Source organism: Corynebacterium sp. sy017, from assembly GCF_017918135.1.
In the GTDB taxonomy this organism is placed as follows: domain Bacteria; phylum Actinomycetota; class Actinomycetes; order Mycobacteriales; family Mycobacteriaceae; genus Corynebacterium.
The window spans coordinates 340,693-356,524 of the sequence record NZ_RZUE01000001.1; the positions used below are offsets into that span (position 1 = coordinate 340,693).

The following is a 15,832-nucleotide window of genomic DNA, read 5'->3' on the forward strand; positions in this document are numbered from 1 at the left end:
TTTACTCATCGTCGCACAATGTCAGAATCTCATTACCATCTTCAGTAATGACAATGGTGTGCTCGAACTGGGCGGTGAACTTGTGGTCACGGGTTTGTACAGTCCAATCATCATCCCAAATATCATAATCAAGACCACCAAGATTAATCATTGGCTCAATGGTCAGCGTCATGCCTGGGACAAGAACATCACGATAATAATCTGAGTCATAGTGCAACACGATAAGCCCATTATGGAATGTAGGTCCGACACCATGCCCAGTAAAATCGCGGACGACGTTATACCCAAACCTTTTGGCGTACGATTCAATCACTCGACCAATGACGTTGATTTCTCTGCCTGGCTTTGCTGCGCGAATACCTCGCATCGTTGCTTCTTTAGTACGCTCAACTAACAATCGGTGTTCTTCAGAAACATCACCTGCTAGAAAAGTAGCATTAGTGTCTCCATGCACACCTTCTTTATATGCAGTGACGTCGATATTGACAATATCGCCATCTTCAATGACGGTACTGTCTGGGATACCATGACAAATAATTTCATTAAGTGAAACGCAACAGGACTTAGGGAACCCACGATATCCTAGCGTGGATGGATAAGCACCATGATCGCACATATACTCATGGGCAATCCGATCAATTTCATCAGTTGTTACACCAGGAGCTACCGCTTTACCAGCTTCTTTGAGTGCACCAGCGGCTATGCGTGAGGTGCGTCGTAAAGCGTCAATGACCTCTGGTGTTTGGACATAAGGCTCCCCCATAGCTTCCTGTACTGTGTCTTTCCATACATATTCTGGGCGAATAATATCTTGTGGAACACTACGAATAGGAGTAGGGGTACCAGGTCGAAGTGGTGCTCTTTTGTGCGTCATAGTCTTCTTTCGATTTCTTAATTATTTTCCTAATTATTGCAGTATTACTTTTTCTAAAAATACCAGCACCCTCTATGTGCTGTACAAGATTACAGCACGCTACAAAGCCATCCTGATAATCATTCTGGGTGACGAGCACTGTTGAGTTCATCTAGGCGTTGGAAAAACTTATCCGTCACGGCAACAGCTGTTTCTGAACCACCACCTAGCACTATCAATGTAGCGAATGCAATATCCTCCCGATAACCAGTAAACCAAGCATGCGATCCTTCGTTAATTTCTGCCTCACCTGTCTTGCCATAAATCTCTCCTCCTGCTTTCATACCAGCAGCCGTACCAGAAGTGACAACGCTACGCATCATACGACGAACCTGATCAAGTACTTCTGGTTTCGGCGCAATTGGATGCTTATCTTGTTCAGTGTTATACCCAGAAACCAAGGTAGGAACTGGTGTTTTTCCACTTGCGGCAGTAGCAGAAACTAAAGCCATCCCAAAAGGACTAACCAAATCAAGCCCCTGACCGTAACCAGCCTCTGTCTTTTCTAATTCTGTATCGCCTGCGGGCACAGAGCCAGTTACCGTATTGAGCCCAGGAACCACATAATCAACACCAATACCAAACTCACTAGCGATATCTTGCAATTGTCCACGCTCAAGTTTGGTAGAAATATCGGCAAAAGTGGTATTGCAGGAACGAGCAAAAGCACTTTCTAATGGCACATTTCCCAAAGAGAAACCATTGTAATTATTAACAACACGACCATAAATGTTCATTGATCCTGGGCATGGCACTATGGAATCAGGACTCAAATTTTGTTCCTGCATTCCTGCCTGAGCAGTAATAATCTTAAAAGTAGATCCCGGTGGGAAAAGACCCGTAAGAGCTAAATCACCAGATTTATCCGCTTTATCAGTTTGCGCTACTGCCAGAATTTGCCCGGTAGAAGGACGAATAGCTACCATCATTGTCTGCATATCCGCACGTACATTTACTGCTTCTTCAGCCGCCTGCTGCACATTATGATCCAAACTAATTTCAATAGCAGGAGCTACTTCTGGTTCTTGCTTCTCAATAGTATTAACGACCGCCCCATCTGTAGTAACAGCTGCAATTTGCCAACCATTCTTACCATCAAGTTTCTCATCGACGAGACTGCTCACGCGCGAGACAATATCGGGCGCAAAACCTGGATCAGTTTCCACCATCGTAGCTTCCCGATTAAAGCTAATACCCGGTATTCCCGATAATTCTTCTTCGATAAGACTTCCTTGTATCTCATTAATAGTCATAACGGAGTATGTTCCCGAAGCATTCTTCAGCGTATTACTAAGCTCCTGTGGCACAACAGTGGGCACTGAGTTATCACGTTCATGCGCGCTATTGACTGCTGTAGCAATTTTTCTTGCCACATAATCCCTATCAGACACCTGGGCTAAATCCACAATCACACGGTACTCAGCGCCAGGCACCAACACATCTGCACCATCTGAAGAAATCACCCGCGCTTTCGTTGCATTAATCGGCCGCAATTCCAAATGCTGATTAGCGCTTAAGTCTGGATGCAACGCTGTTGGCTGCCATCGAATAATCCACTCGCCATTGAGACGGTTAAGAGTCATTGACGTCTGATACTCTAAAGTACGTTCCTTAGGTAATGCCCACTTCATTGAATAATGCGCCACAGCAATAGTGCCTTTGGTATCTAAGGAATCGAGATGAGTGCCCAGCGACGTGGCTTGCAACCCATCCCAGCTTCGACGAAGCAACTGTGACACGTGGGTATCAGCATCAGTTAATTGTGCAGCTTGATCAAAATTTTGTCCGGAGATACTGGATAAAAACTTTTCCACAATTGGTTGCGCCGAGGCTTGTTTGGGAGTGCAGCCAGCCAAACCGGCAACTGAAACTATAAAAAAGATGACAGCAAAAACCAACGACAAAATGCGTTTCATGTAGCTAAGTTAGCATTACATAATGACAGTTTTTTGTTGCCACTCCGACGCTTAATGCGCGCAATGCCTGTGCACAGTATGCACAGGCATAAAACATTTTGGAAGTGATTGCTAACGAGTAATAGAAACCTTAGCAGCAGCACCTTCAGTAATTTCCAGCCCTTGTTCTTCTGCCAAACGCATCGCTTCTTCGATAAGTGTTTCGACAATTTGCGATTCCGGCACCGTCTTGATCACTTGACCTTTGACAAAAATTTGTCCTTTACCATTACCAGACGCCACGCCAAGATCTGCGTCACGCGCCTCACCTGGACCGTTGACAACACATCCCATTACTGCCACGCGCAGCGGAATATTCATACCATCAAGCGCAGCTGTTACTTCTTCAGCCAAAGTATAAACATCTACCTGCGCTCTACCACATGACGGGCAAGAAACAATCTCCAGACCACGCTCTTTAAGATTAAGCGATTGCAGGATTTGATCACCGACTTTAATTTCTTCCACTGGATCTGCCGATAAAGAAACCCGGATAGTGTCTCCGATTCCTTGGCTCAATAAGGCACCGAAAGCAACGGAAGATTTAATCGTTCCTTGGAACGCAGGACCTGCTTCTGTCACTCCTAGGTGGAGCGGATAATCAGTTTGAGCAGCTAACTGGCGATACGCCTCAACCATAATCACTGGATCATTATGCTTGACAGAGATACAAATATCTCCAAAACCATGTTCCTCAAATAGGCTTGCTTCCCATACCGCAGATTCCACTAATGCCTCTGGAGTTGCTTTGCCATATTTTTCCAATAAACGCTTATCTAAAGAACCAGCATTAACACCAATGCGAATAGGGATACCAGCATCCCCTGCCGCCTTAGCAACTTCTTTTACTCGACCATCAAACTCTTTGATATTTCCTGGATTTACGCGAACAGCGGCACAACCTGCGTCGATAGCTGCAAAAATATACTTTGGCTGAAAGTGAATATCAGCGATTACTGGGATAGGTGATTTTTTAGCAATAATTGGTAATGCTTCAGCATCAACTGTTTTAGGACACGCAACGCGTACTATATCGCACCCTGTTGCAGTTAATTGGGCAATTTGCTGCAAGGTAGCATTGACATCATGAGTTTTGGTCGTAGTCATTGACTGCACCGAGACGGGATAATCAGACCCAACGCCAACATTTCCTACCATAAGCTGACGCGTTTTACGACGTGGTGCCAAAACTGGTGGTGGTGCTTCCGGTAGACCTAAACCAATCTGGGTAGACACTACTGTTTTACTCCTCGGGCTGTATGGGATGTATAAGAATAAAGCATGATTTGTTATTGACTCATTAAGTCTAGCACTGATTTACCTAGCACTAATTTCTCGTAGCGAATGAGCACGCTATCTGCGATACCTGCAAGACTAATGCCAGCACTAACCAAACAAACGAATCGGGTTAACAATATCAGCAGCAATCACAATGACTCCTACAATAAGCAACACGGCACTAATCGTGACAATAACTGGGGTTATTTTCGTATAATCGGCAAGACCAAGAGGCTTTTTACCACGCATTTTCCTCAGGGCATCACGAATTTTCTCATACAGCACGACTGCAATATGCCCACCGTCGAGAGGCGGTAATGGTAAGAGATTAAATAGGGCAAGGAAAATGTTGAGGCTTGCCAGCATAAGAAAGAAACTATCCCACATCGAGCGTTGAGCTAGTTCCCCGCCAATACGTGAAATACCCACTACGCTGACTGGGCCGTCTTTTTCTCGTTCCCCGCCAAAAATAGATGTCACTACTGATGGTATTTTCGCAGGAAAGGAAACTAATCCCTGTGCCGAAGCAATAAAAGTTGAACGAGTGTAGTCTATAGCAACAGCAAAACCAGATATAGCGTTGTACTTTTCTTTTGTGATCGGAGCACTACTTACTCCAATAGCCCCTACTTCGATGGAATTGCCTTGCTGATCGAGTCGAGTAACTTTTTCCACTGGAACAGCAATATCTAAGCGCTGATCGTCACGCTCAATATCAAGAATGATTGTGCGCCCAGCATGACTTTGGACATACTCTCTAATCTGTGTAAAGGCCTCGACTTTCTTACCATCAACCGCGATAATTCGATCCCCAGCTTGTACCCCTGCTTTTTGAGCCGGTCCTTCGCCTTGGCATGGTGCTAGTGTCTGCGCATCAAGCTGCTGCGGCGAAACACATTTGACTTCACCAACTTCAGCTGCAGTTACCGCATGAGGATTAGGCAGCCCTGAACTCACTGCTACTGCATAAAAAATAACAAAGGCAACAATGATGTTCATGATGATTCCACCGAGCAACACAATAATCCGCTGCCACCACGGTTTATATGCCATTGCCTCTTGAGGATTTTCCTGGGTAAAAGGATCCTGATTCGTCATGCCAGCAATATCGCAATAACCACCAAGCAAAATCGCTTTGATACCATACTCGGTCTGCCCACGTCGATAAGAAAAGAGCTTGGGACCAAAGCCAATAAAGAATTGACGCACGCGCATACCAAACATACGCGCTGTCATATAATGCCCCAATTCATGCAGACCAACGGTAACTGCAATGCCTACGGCAAAAAGTAACGCAAATAATAAAGTTGCCACAACCAACCTAACTCATTATGAAAGCAAAGACGCAATATATTCATCAGCGATGCGTCGAGCTGCTAACTCGGTAGCTAGCACATCATCAAGATTCAAGGCTACACCAGTAGAGCCATCAACCTTGTTCATTGCAAACTCAATAACCTCAACAATGTGTGGGAAAGCAATACCACCAGCAAGGAAAGACGCTGCCGCCTGCTCATTTGCAGCATTATAAACAGCAGGATATCCCCCGCCTAGAGTTGCTGCATGGCGCGCAAGCTCTACCGCTGGGAATGCCTCATTATCTACCGGCATGAATTCCCACGTTGAAGCAGTAGAGAAATCCAGTGCGGGCTGTGCGTCTGGCACTCGATCTGGCCAGCCCAATGCCAACGCAATGGGAAGTTTCATAGACGGTGGTGAGGCCTGCGCAATAGTTGCCCCATCGCGGAAAGTAATCATTGAATGAACAATCGACTGTGGATGCACAGTAACATCAATATGCTCTGGAGAAATGCCAAAGAGTAATGTCGCTTCGATGAGTTCTAATCCCTTGTTGACCAAGGTTGCAGAATTGAGTGTGTTCATTTGTCCCATTGACCATGTGGGATGTGCAGCTGCTTGCTCAGGAGTTACCGTCTGCATTTGGCTGCGCGTCCAGCCTCGAAATGGACCACCAGAAGCAGTAAGAATAAACTTCGCTACTTCATTGCGCCTACCTGAACGCAATGCTTGTGCCATTGCAGAATGCTCAGAATCTACAGGAACGATTTGCCCTGGTCTAGCAGCATCAATGACTAATTGTCCCCCTGCTACCAATGACTCTTTATTAGCCAAAGCCAAAGTGGCACCTGCGTTGATCGTTGCCAGAGTTGCGCCAAGCCCCAATGACCCCACTAATGCATTGAGCACGGTGTCGGCAGTAACAGTTTCTACTAACGTCTGCGCACAGGCTTGACCACTGATTACTTGCCCGCCTAGTGCCTGCGATACCTGCTGTGCTGCTTGAGCATCGGCAATAGCAACACATTCTGGGGCAAGCCCAAGTTGCTGTGCTTGGCGGATAACAAGCTGCGGGTTACTACCTGCAGCAGCCAGCCCCACGACGACAAACCGATCAGGATTATCAGCAATAACCGATAACGCCTGCGTACCTATTGACCCAGTGCTGCCAAGAATGATGATTCTCTTGGGATAATGTTGATCTGCATGATCCGCTTTATCTGGAGCACACGCTGCAGTTGTAGTAGATACCAATGGATATTTTTCAGTGCTTTGGGGATTGTGCATACTGTGAGATATAGCAGATGTAGCGGGTTTGGCTTGTGAATTCACTTTTTTATTATGAACGTTTCTGTGCCATGACACAATCTCATTGCTCAGTGATTGGACGCCTCATGCGTTGTCTGGTGCGTCTACGTGTTCTCTCGCATATCATATTTTCCACCCCCTAACGTGTATGTACTTTTGTTTGATTGTTTTCACGTTTCTGATTTTTCCTCAGTTCCTTGCCTCATTTTTCCCATTATTTTTGTCCCTTATTAGAAAAATCACTCCATTATTTGAGTATTTAGGTAATGCAATGTCGCTTATGGAAACAAAATATGCGAAAATAAGCAGGAGAAAATAGATACTAAGTGAATACGCATGTATTTTGAGTGCGTATATACACATGAAGAGGAGAAGAACGTGGCTAGTTCCCACGAAATTGCACCTGAGGTTCACAATGGTGTTTCCACTCTCGACGAGCCGTCGGCAGCCTGGGGATGGCATGATATTGGTCAGCATGCAACCCAAATAGCAGGTTGGATTTCTGTTCTATTCCTTCTTGGCTATAACTTTGGTAATCACAAAGGGCACGTAGAGACTATCTTCCTCTTTGTTTTTGCTATTGTTATTGCGCTTGGTTTAATTCTCCAACTTTTTAAGCCAAAACTTACCCAGGTGCGTACGCTTACAGCACACAATAAGCCAGTCGGATACACGGAAAAAGATTGGGACTATCTACAGGCTACCTGTACTGGTCCTTATGCAGAGCTAACCGATTCCCAGCTGCGTGCACTCAACATCGAGCCTTCTCGTGTTGCTCACCTACGCGCCCTACCTCAGGAATCATAAAGCGAAATACTGCTCAATAATTAAAAGCGAGATTCATACACGAATCTCGCTTTTCTTTTTATCTTTCTTCAGCTGCTAATTGGCCACACGCAGCAGATATTTCCTGACCTTTTGTATCACGAACTGTGCATGGGACCCCCTGAGCGCTCACACGTCGCACGAATTCATCTTGACGCTCACGAGGCGATGCGTCCCACTTAGACCCTGGCGTTGGGTTAAGCGGAATAAGATTAACGTGCACTTTGGATCCTAGCGCCTTATGCAATTTCTTCCCAAGCATATCTGCCCGCCAACCATGATCATTAATATCACGAATGAGCGCATATTCTATGGATACTCGTCGCCCAGATTGCTGCGCATAATAGCGCGCGGCTTCTAGCACTTCTTCAACTTTCCAGCGGTTATTGACTGGCACCAAAGTATCACGCAGTTCATCATCAGGAGTGTGCAAAGAAATAGCTAAGGTAACTGACAACTCCTCATCAGCAAGTTTGTAAATTGCTGGTACTAATCCAACAGTAGAAACAGTCACATTACGTTGCGAAATACCAAAACCTTCTGGCACTGGTGCAGTAATCTGCCGAACCGCTGACACTACTCTTTTATAATTTGCCAGTGGCTCACCCATCCCCATGAACACCACGTTGCTTAGTCTCGACCCTTCTGCCGCCATAGTAGCTGCCGCAGTACGCACCTGGTCTACTATTTCTCCTGTTGATAAATTACGATCCAGTCCGCCCTGACCAGTAGCACAAAAAGGACAAGCCATTCCGCAACCAGCTTGGGAAGAAATACATAGCGTCGCTCGGTTTGGATAACGCATGAGTACAGATTCTAGAAGGGTACCATCATGGAGTTTCCATAATGTCTTCTGTGTTTCTCCATCATCTGCTTCCACCTGCCGTACAGGGGTCATCAGCTCAGGAAAAAGTGCTTCAGCGACGCTGTGGCGCGCTTTTTCTGGCAGGTCAGTCATAGTCCTGGGATCAGCCTGCAACCTGCCATAGTAATGACGCGCTAATTGGTCTACCCGAAACTTAGGAAGACCAAGTTCTTTGAGCGTAGCAACTCGTGCGTCTTTATCGAGATCAGCAAAATGCTGTGGTGGCATAGCACGACGACCAGCGCCGAAGTTTAAGGAGATGGATGTAGCCATAATGTCTCATTCTCGCATTAAAGTTTCCTAATGGAAAATCATAATTGGATCAAACGGCTGTTTTAACCAACGAATATAACAATGCCATAAAAGAAGCATAACGTAGGCTGGAATAATTAGCCTTTGAGCGAAAAATGAAGTTGAATGATTTTATGACTAATCGTGATAATTTTTCACCTGACCAAAACTTTCCTGAAGATTCCACTCAGCACTTCGATGATTCTTTGACTGCACAACCGCACTACACCGAAAGCGCTGCAGCAGAACCTGCATACGAAGCACCTGTTCCTGCCCCAGAAAAACACGAAAAGACTAAAGTGAAGTCTTCTTTTGCTGGCGGAACCTGGGTAGCGCTTATTGTTGGTGCACTACTGCTCATTGTCTTGTTGATATTTATCATGCAAAATCAGCAAGCAGTAAAAATGTCCTTTATTGCTTGGAGTTTTTCTTTCCCCGCTGGTGTTGGTTTCTTACTTGCCGCAATTGGCGGCGCTTTAATTATGGCGCTTGTCGGTGGTACACGTATTTTGCAATTGCGACGCCAAATCAAAAAGAAATAAAAACTACGCAACCAATAAGCTCTTATCTTGTAGTTAGATAAGAGCTTTTATTTTTGTATTATTTGTTTTGTCTTGTATTTGTCTTGTATGCACTCCGAAAAGACAATCATGGCATAGTAATGAGACTCAGTAGCAGCCAGGTCACCATTGCCGACGGCAACATACCATCAAGGCGATCCATAATGCCACCATGACCAGGCAAGAGATTGGACATATCTTTGATACCCAACTCCCGCTTGAACTGAGACTCAACAAGATCACCCAATGTTGCACAGATAACTAGACCGCCTCCCAAAAGGATTCCCCACCACCAGTTATAGTGCAAAAGCAAAGACACACTTAATGCACCAGTAAAAATTCCTGCGATGATCGAACCGATAAAGCCTTCCCAAGATTTTTTAGGACTCACGGCAGGTGCCATCGGGTGAGCACCAAACATTACCCCGGCAATATAGCCACCAGTGTCGGAAGCGATAACGCACAGCATGAAGGTCACAATGAAGTGCGAACCAGAAGCCCTATCTGTGTTAAACAAGGAAAGCATTGCCGCAAAGCTACCAAATAACGGTATCCAAGTAAGAACGAAAACCCCAATTGCTGTGTCTCGTAGATAATTTTTTGGTGCTGCAGAACTGCCATGATGGAATAGCCTGCTAAACATCAAACACAGCACTGAGAGCGCATATGCCGATACCAACCCCTTGGCACCAAAAAATAAACTCAGCCAAATCATCAACTGCCCTGCCGCTAATAACAACCATTTGGGTAGTACATAACTGCGCTCACGCAAGCGAGTATGTACTTCCCAGGTTGCTGCAGCAAGGATGACTGCTACAAAAGGGTACCAACCAAAGGGGACAATGAAGATCGCAATAAAAACCAATAAACCAAGACCAATACCAACGCTGATAGCAGCTTTAAGATTGCGTCCAGCGCTATTGCGTGGTTTGGGAAAATGCTCAATGTTCCCATGCACCGTTTGGCTCATTGATGATATGTACTCCTTGTTTCTTGGTCATGCTGGTTAAAACCCAAGAGGCCTGTTTAGACCTCCATCAACTCGCCCTCTTTTTTAGCTACCAGCTCATCAACTTGAGCAACATACTTTGCAGTAACTTTATCAAGTTCTTTTTCAGCTGCTTGTACTTCGTCTTCGCCCGCGTCGCCGTCTTTTTGGATCTTCTTTAGCCCATCCATTCCCTTACGACGCACATTGCGAATTGCAATTTTTCCTTCTTCACCTTTAGCCTTGGCCACCTTCACCATGTCTTTACGACGCTCCTCAGTAAGTTGAGGAACTGTTACCCGCAACACGTGCCCGTCGCTAGTTGGATTAACACCAAGGTCTGAGTAGCGAATTGCATTCTCAATTTCACCAAGCATTGATTGCTCATAAGGTTTGATAAGCAGCATACGTGCTTCTGGCACAGAGATGGTTGCCATTTGCGTTACTGGGGTAGGAACTCCGTAATAATCCACAATGATGCCAGCAAACATTGCAGGATTAGCGCGTCCAGTACGAATATTTGTCAACTCGCTACGAGTACGCTCGACGCTAGTAGTCATATGTTCTTCAGACTCTAATAAAATATCATCAATCATAAATAATCCTCTATGAGTTAAACGGCTAAGAAGTAGAACTGTTTTAGCTTTGCACTAAGGTGCCGATTTTTTCACCAGCAACAGCTCTTGCGATATTACCTTCTTCAAGTAAATTGAACACCAGGATAGGCATATCATTATCCATACATAAACTGAATGCTGTTGCATCCGCCACTTTAAGTTCCTGCTCAATTACTTCACGCGGAGTAATCTCGGAGTACAAAACAGCATCTGGATTAGTACGTGGATCATCTGAATACACACCGTCGACGGCTTTAGCCATCAACAGCACCTCACAATCAATCTCGAGTGCTCGCTGAGCGGCGGTAGTATCCGTAGAGAAATATGGCAATCCCATTCCAGCACCGAAAATAACAACACGCCCTTTTTCTAGATGACGCTTTGCGCGTAAAGGCAAATACGGCTCCGCAACTTGCGCCATATTGATAGAAGTCTGTACGCGGCAGTCAATGCCTTCTTGTTCCAAGAAATCCTGTAAAGCAAGACAGTTCATGACTGTACCCAACATACCCATATAGTCTGAGCGATTACGATCCAGACCTCGCTGCTGCAATTGTGCACCGCGGAAGAAGTTACCGCCACCAATAACAACCGCTACTTCTACGCCACTTTTGGCAACGGATGCAATTTGGCGCGCAACGTTTTGTACCACATCTGGGTCAATACCTACTGCCCCACCGCCGAACATTTCACCTCCAAGTTTAAGCATTACCCGCTTGTACTTAGAACGTTTGGCAGTCTCGGTCATAGATCTCAAACCTTTCTTAGACAACCAACAGCCATACCCTTGCTGTGGAGTTATCCCAGCAAAATAACACTGTTGTGTGTGTTTAATGGAATCTCATGATACAAAAAGTGCTTTGTACTAAAGGCTAATCATACCTGCTTTGGAGATAGTTGTGTAACTTAAAAACGAGGTTCCCCACAAACAGGAACCTCGTTCATTATTTACTCAGCACTTACCCAGCGCATTACCCGCAGGGGCGTGAGATTGCTTATCACAATTACTGCTGTCCAACCTCAAAACGAGCGAAAGCAGTCAAAGTAACACCAGCCTCATCCATGACCTGCTTTACAGTCTTCTTGCTGTCTGCAACTGAAGCCTGTTCAAGCAATACAACATCCTTGTAGAAACCGTTGAGACGACCCTCAACAATTTTTGGAATAGCTGCCTCTGGCTTCTTTTCTTCACGAGTAATCTGCTCAGCAATAGAGCGCTCTTTTTCGATAACCTCAGCTGGCACATCCTCGCGGGTAAGATATGCAGCTTTAAGCGCAGCAACCTGCATAGCAGCAGCATGAGCAGCAGACTCTGCAGCCTCGCCCTCACCGGTGTAAGAAACCAAAACACCCACTGCTGGTGGCAAATCAGCAGATCGGTGGTGCAAGTACACAGATACTTTGTCTCCTTCAAGAGTTACTGCACGACGCAACTCGAGTTTTTCACCGATCTTAGCGGACAACTCCTGGATAGCTTCCGCAGCAGTCTTACCATCAACATCTGCTTGAGCAAGCTCTTGTGCAGAGTTAGCTTTCACGGCAGCAGCTGCATCAGCAACTTTTTGTGCAAAAGTCTTAAACTCGGCGTTCTTTGCCACGAAGTCAGTTTCAGAGTTGATTTCAACCATTGTGTTTGCAGATACAGCAATAAGACCCTCAGTAGCATTACGCTCTGCACGCTTTCCGACGTCCTTAGCGCCTTTGATACGAAGAACCTCAACAGCTTTGTCAAAGTCACCATTGGTTTCTTCAAGAGCCTTCTTACAATCAAGCATTCCGGAACCAGTGATTTCACGGAGCTTTTTCACATCTGCAGCAGTGTAGTTCGCCATTGTCGGGGCGATCCTCCTCAATTAGGGTAATTTAATAATTTCGATATACAGAGTAACTGACTTAGCGACTAAACGCTATCGAACGCGCAACATTGCGCAAACATTACCGTCGAAAAGCTCTGTATTTCGATGTGCCATAAAAAAGTCCTTTGCACAGCACCGTGGTGTTGCCAAAGGACTCTAAACAATGTTGAGACAATTACCAGAATTGTCTCATACAAGTTTTATTCAGCAGATTCTGCTGGTGCTTCAACCTTGGCTGCAACTTCTTCAGTTGTCTCTGCCTGTGCAGCTGGCTCAGACTTTTGTGCATCACCAGCAGCTTCTTTGGCTGCAGCTAGCTTACGCTCTTCGCGTGCTTTCTTCCCCTCGATAACTGCGTGAGAAATAACACGAGTAAGAACCTCAATAGAGCGGATTGAGTCGTCGTTACCCGGAACAGCGTAATCTACCACGTCTGGATCACAGTTAGTGTCAAGAACAGCAACGACTGGAATGTTGAGTTTATGAGCCTCACTTACTGCAATGTGCTCTTTGTTGGTATCAACAACCCACAAAACAGAAGGAACCTTGCCCATCTCTGCAATACCACCGAGAACGCGCTCAAGTTTGGTGCGCTCACGAGTAAGCATGAGGATTTCTTTTTTGGTACGACCATCGTAACCATTTTCAGCTGCGTCCATCGCTTGCAATTCTTTCATGCGGTGAAGACGCTTAGAAACGGTCTGGAAGTTGGTGAGCATACCACCCAACCAACGGTGGTTCACGTATGGCATACCAACGCGCTCAGCCTCAGTAGCAATTGCTTCCTGAGCTTGCTTTTTGGTACCTACATACAAAACAGTGCCACCATGTGCAACTGTTTCTTTCACAAACTCGTATGCTTCGTTGATGTAGTTAAGAGTCTGCTGAAGATCAATAATGTAAATGCCGTTGCGATCAGTCAAGATGAAACGACGCATTTTTGGATTCCAGCGGCGTGTTGGGTGACCAAAGTGCACACCAGAATCGAGAAGCTCACGCATGGTTACAACTGCCATGTTCACTTCCTCCTTGTTAATAGTTTTCGGTTTATATACTATGCAGGCTCTCCCTGCACCCTAGCTGCCATTACCACTCAAACGCTTATACTCAAGAACCCTGAAAATAAGACCACAGTCCAAGTTGGCTTCACAATGACCGCGCGAAATTAGTAACTCTACTTATCTGTGCATATATTTCAATTATGTTTTCGCCAAGACATCATCTTGCGAACGCACAAGACCTTGATCAGAAACAAAATACCGCACATATAACAGAGCCAAAGTAGCAGTATAGTGTTTCACGTTCTGCAATACAAAAAAGATGTGAATAACTTTTCCCCGCTGTGGAAAATGGGGAAAATGATGCCAGTGTGACAGTTTTCCACAATGCTGGTTAGGTACTTTTGTCCTTGTTGTAAGAAGATGTGCATAGTCACACCATGACTGTGAATATAGCGTCTCAACAACTGCCACACGCACAACCGCAACGGAGAAAAAATAGATTATGGCTCGTCTTGTGCCTTAGTTTGAGTATGCTGCTGGGATTATTCCCGTTCCCGGCACCTTCACGAGCCACGTCGACCACTCCACTAGAACGAAACTACATTAGTCCCATAACCGCTACTGCCGACCCTGGAAAAATTACACATGGATTTGATCCACCGAAGAAAAAATGGCTAGCAGGACACCGTGGCGTGGATCTTGCCGCTACAGTTGGACAAGATATTTATGCCGCACAAGATGGTGTTATTGCTTTCGTCGGGATAGTAGCTGGCACTCCTGTCCTTTCCATTGATCATAACGACGGCATCCGAACAACATATCAACCAATTGATGTCACCAATCCGGATATTTCCCAAGGCACCGTAATACAAGCGGGACAAGTAATTGGCAAACTCAGCCCCGTAGGCATATCACATGGGCAAGGACTGCATTGGGGTGCACGTACCGGCAAAGATACCTATATTAATCCTCTATCTTTACTCGGCGCGCCGGTAATTAGACTTAAACCATTAAGCAACCAATAACTTTACGCACGCGGGTGAGCTTTCTTGAAGGCTTCTTTTAACCTTTGCGAGCTCACGTGTGTATATATCTGCGTGGTCTGCAAAGAAGAGTGACCTAATAATTCCTGCACAATGCGTAAATCTGCCCCACCATCTAAAAGATGTGTCGCAGCGGTATGACGCAAAGAATGGGGACTGAGTTGTTCTACCCCAAGCTCATCTCCAGCTTTCTCGACGATGCGCCGAACCTGGCGAGGATCTATCCTGCCACCCCTACTGCCCAAAAAACACGCTTTTTCTTCTTTATTCGCACCACGAGCTGCTAATACTGGACGCGCCGTATCCAACCATTGCCGCAAGATTGATGCAGCATTTTCACCAAAGGGAACAATACGTTGCTTATTTCCTTTTCCAGTTACTTTTATTGTTGAGCGAGCAAAATCAATATCTGCAATATCCATGCCACACACTTCCGCTACACGAATGCCTGTCGCATAGAGCAACTCCAATAATGCGCTATCACGGATATATTCTTCTTCATGCACAGCTTGCGAAGCGCGCATGAGCTTGTCTGCTTGTTTTTCATTGAGCACTTTAGGCAAATGGCGTCCTTTTTTGGGCGAAACAAGGGTTGCTGCCTCATCTTTAGACACGAGATCTTGTGCTACTAGCCATTGCGAAAATCCACGAATAGCCGCTGTTCTCCTCGCAAGAGTGGCTCTTGTTTTTCCATCTTCGAGAGTTTGCCCTAGCCACGCACGGATATTGACAAGATGGAAATCTTGCAGTTCGGGAGCGCCTGCCGCAAAGTCTAATAAGTCAGACCGATAGCCTTTCACTGTTGCAGCAGAACGTCCAGCGACCAATGTGAGGTGCTTGGCATACGCGTCGATAAGCTCTATCAATGATGTCGTGTTCAGAGACGACGAAAGTGCAGCAGATGTTTCTTGTGTTTTCATCTGCTGCACTTTCGATACTGACTCACCCATAGTGCATAACCCTAGCGTGTTAGGCAGACTCTGCGCTACTGCACACAGTGCCTTGTGCTCAAGAAAGGAACCAGCCCGAACCT

The 15,832-nt window shown here is 45.7% G+C and carries 15 protein-coding genes; 3 read left to right on the forward strand and 12 right to left on the reverse strand.

The genetic code is table 11. The features are described 5' to 3' along the window. Position 1: 1 nt before the first annotated feature. The 5 genes from map to dxr form a co-directional block, all read right to left on the reverse strand. The gene (gene map, locus EML15_RS01580; protein ID WP_144273094.1) at positions 2–874 is read right to left on the reverse strand and encodes a type I methionyl aminopeptidase; all 873 of its coding nucleotides are present in this window, start codon (positions 872–874) and stop codon (positions 2–4) included. A 119-nt stretch (positions 875–993) separates the two neighbouring features. Continuing rightward, on the reverse strand, positions 994–2,829 hold the full coding sequence (locus EML15_RS01585) for a penicillin-binding transpeptidase domain-containing protein (protein ID WP_144273095.1): 1,836 nt from the start codon (positions 2,827–2,829) through the stop codon (positions 994–996). 111 nt (positions 2,830–2,940) lie between these two features. Next, positions 2,941–4,104, reverse strand: coding sequence for a flavodoxin-dependent (E)-4-hydroxy-3-methylbut-2-enyl-diphosphate synthase (gene ispG / locus EML15_RS01590; RefSeq protein ID WP_144273096.1), 1,164 nt, complete (start codon positions 4,102–4,104; stop codon positions 2,941–2,943). A gap of 150 nt (positions 4,105–4,254) precedes the next feature. After that, on the reverse strand, positions 4,255–5,460 hold the full coding sequence (locus tag EML15_RS01595) for a site-2 protease family protein (RefSeq protein ID WP_144273097.1): 1,206 nt from the start codon (positions 5,458–5,460) through the stop codon (positions 4,255–4,257). 15 nt (positions 5,461–5,475) lie between these two features. Continuing rightward, positions 5,476–6,732 carry a 1-deoxy-D-xylulose-5-phosphate reductoisomerase gene (gene dxr, locus EML15_RS01600; protein WP_144273098.1) on the reverse strand — a complete coding sequence of 419 codons (1,257 nt, stop codon included), beginning with the start codon at positions 6,730–6,732 and terminating at the stop codon, positions 5,476–5,478. A 357-nt stretch (positions 6,733–7,089) separates the two neighbouring features. Between dxr and EML15_RS01605 the strand changes: the two genes are divergently transcribed. Next, positions 7,090–7,560 (forward strand): DUF2631 domain-containing protein, encoded by a 471-nt coding sequence (locus EML15_RS01605; RefSeq protein ID WP_185967136.1) that lies wholly within the window; start codon positions 7,090–7,092, stop codon positions 7,558–7,560. Between the two features lie 58 nt (positions 7,561–7,618). Here EML15_RS01605 and rlmN read toward each other — a convergent pair whose 3' ends face one another. After that, the gene (gene rlmN, locus EML15_RS01610; RefSeq protein ID WP_144273100.1) at positions 7,619–8,716 is read right to left on the reverse strand and encodes a 23S rRNA (adenine(2503)-C(2))-methyltransferase RlmN; all 1,098 of its coding nucleotides are present in this window, start codon (positions 8,714–8,716) and stop codon (positions 7,619–7,621) included. A gap of 152 nt (positions 8,717–8,868) precedes the next feature. Here rlmN and EML15_RS01615 point away from each other — a divergent pair, with 152 nt between their 5' ends. Further along, positions 8,869–9,276 (forward strand): lipopolysaccharide assembly protein LapA domain-containing protein, encoded by a 408-nt coding sequence (locus EML15_RS01615; RefSeq protein WP_144273101.1) that lies wholly within the window; start codon positions 8,869–8,871, stop codon positions 9,274–9,276. A gap of 106 nt (positions 9,277–9,382) precedes the next feature. Here EML15_RS01615 and EML15_RS01620 read toward each other — a convergent pair whose 3' ends face one another. The 5 genes from EML15_RS01620 to rpsB all read right to left on the reverse strand — a co-directional run bounded on the left by EML15_RS01620 (position 9,383) and on the right by rpsB (position 13,771). Then, on the reverse strand, positions 9,383–10,264 hold the full coding sequence (locus EML15_RS01620) for a phosphatidate cytidylyltransferase (RefSeq protein ID WP_144273102.1): 882 nt from the start codon (positions 10,262–10,264) through the stop codon (positions 9,383–9,385). 56 nt (positions 10,265–10,320) lie between these two features. Next, positions 10,321–10,878, reverse strand: a complete 558-nt coding sequence (gene frr / locus EML15_RS01625; RefSeq protein WP_144273103.1) for a ribosome recycling factor — start codon at positions 10,876–10,878, stop codon at positions 10,321–10,323. Positions 10,879–10,921: 43 nt separating this feature from the next. Further along, entirely contained in the window at positions 10,922–11,647 is a 726-nt protein-coding gene (gene pyrH / locus EML15_RS01630; protein ID WP_144273104.1) for a UMP kinase, read from the reverse strand. A gap of 256 nt (positions 11,648–11,903) precedes the next feature. After that, positions 11,904–12,731: a translation elongation factor Ts gene (tsf, locus tag EML15_RS01635; protein ID WP_144273105.1), complete on the reverse strand. Its 828-nt coding sequence runs from the start codon at positions 12,729–12,731 to the stop codon at positions 11,904–11,906. A 224-nt stretch (positions 12,732–12,955) separates the two neighbouring features. Beyond that, positions 12,956–13,771: a 30S ribosomal protein S2 gene (gene rpsB, locus EML15_RS01640; RefSeq protein ID WP_144273106.1), complete on the reverse strand. Its 816-nt coding sequence runs from the start codon at positions 13,769–13,771 to the stop codon at positions 12,956–12,958. Between the two features lie 422 nt (positions 13,772–14,193). On the opposite strand from rpsB, the gene EML15_RS01645 reads away from it, so the two are divergent. Beyond that, positions 14,194–14,781, forward strand: coding sequence for a M23 family metallopeptidase (locus EML15_RS01645; protein ID WP_246858051.1), 588 nt, complete (start codon positions 14,194–14,196; stop codon positions 14,779–14,781). A 2-nt stretch (positions 14,782–14,783) separates the two neighbouring features. Here EML15_RS01645 and xerA read toward each other — a convergent pair whose 3' ends face one another. Then, positions 14,784–15,719 (reverse strand): site-specific tyrosine recombinase/integron integrase, encoded by a 936-nt coding sequence (xerA, locus tag EML15_RS01650; RefSeq protein ID WP_246846875.1) that lies wholly within the window; start codon positions 15,717–15,719, stop codon positions 14,784–14,786. Positions 15,720–15,832 lie beyond the last annotated feature (113 nt).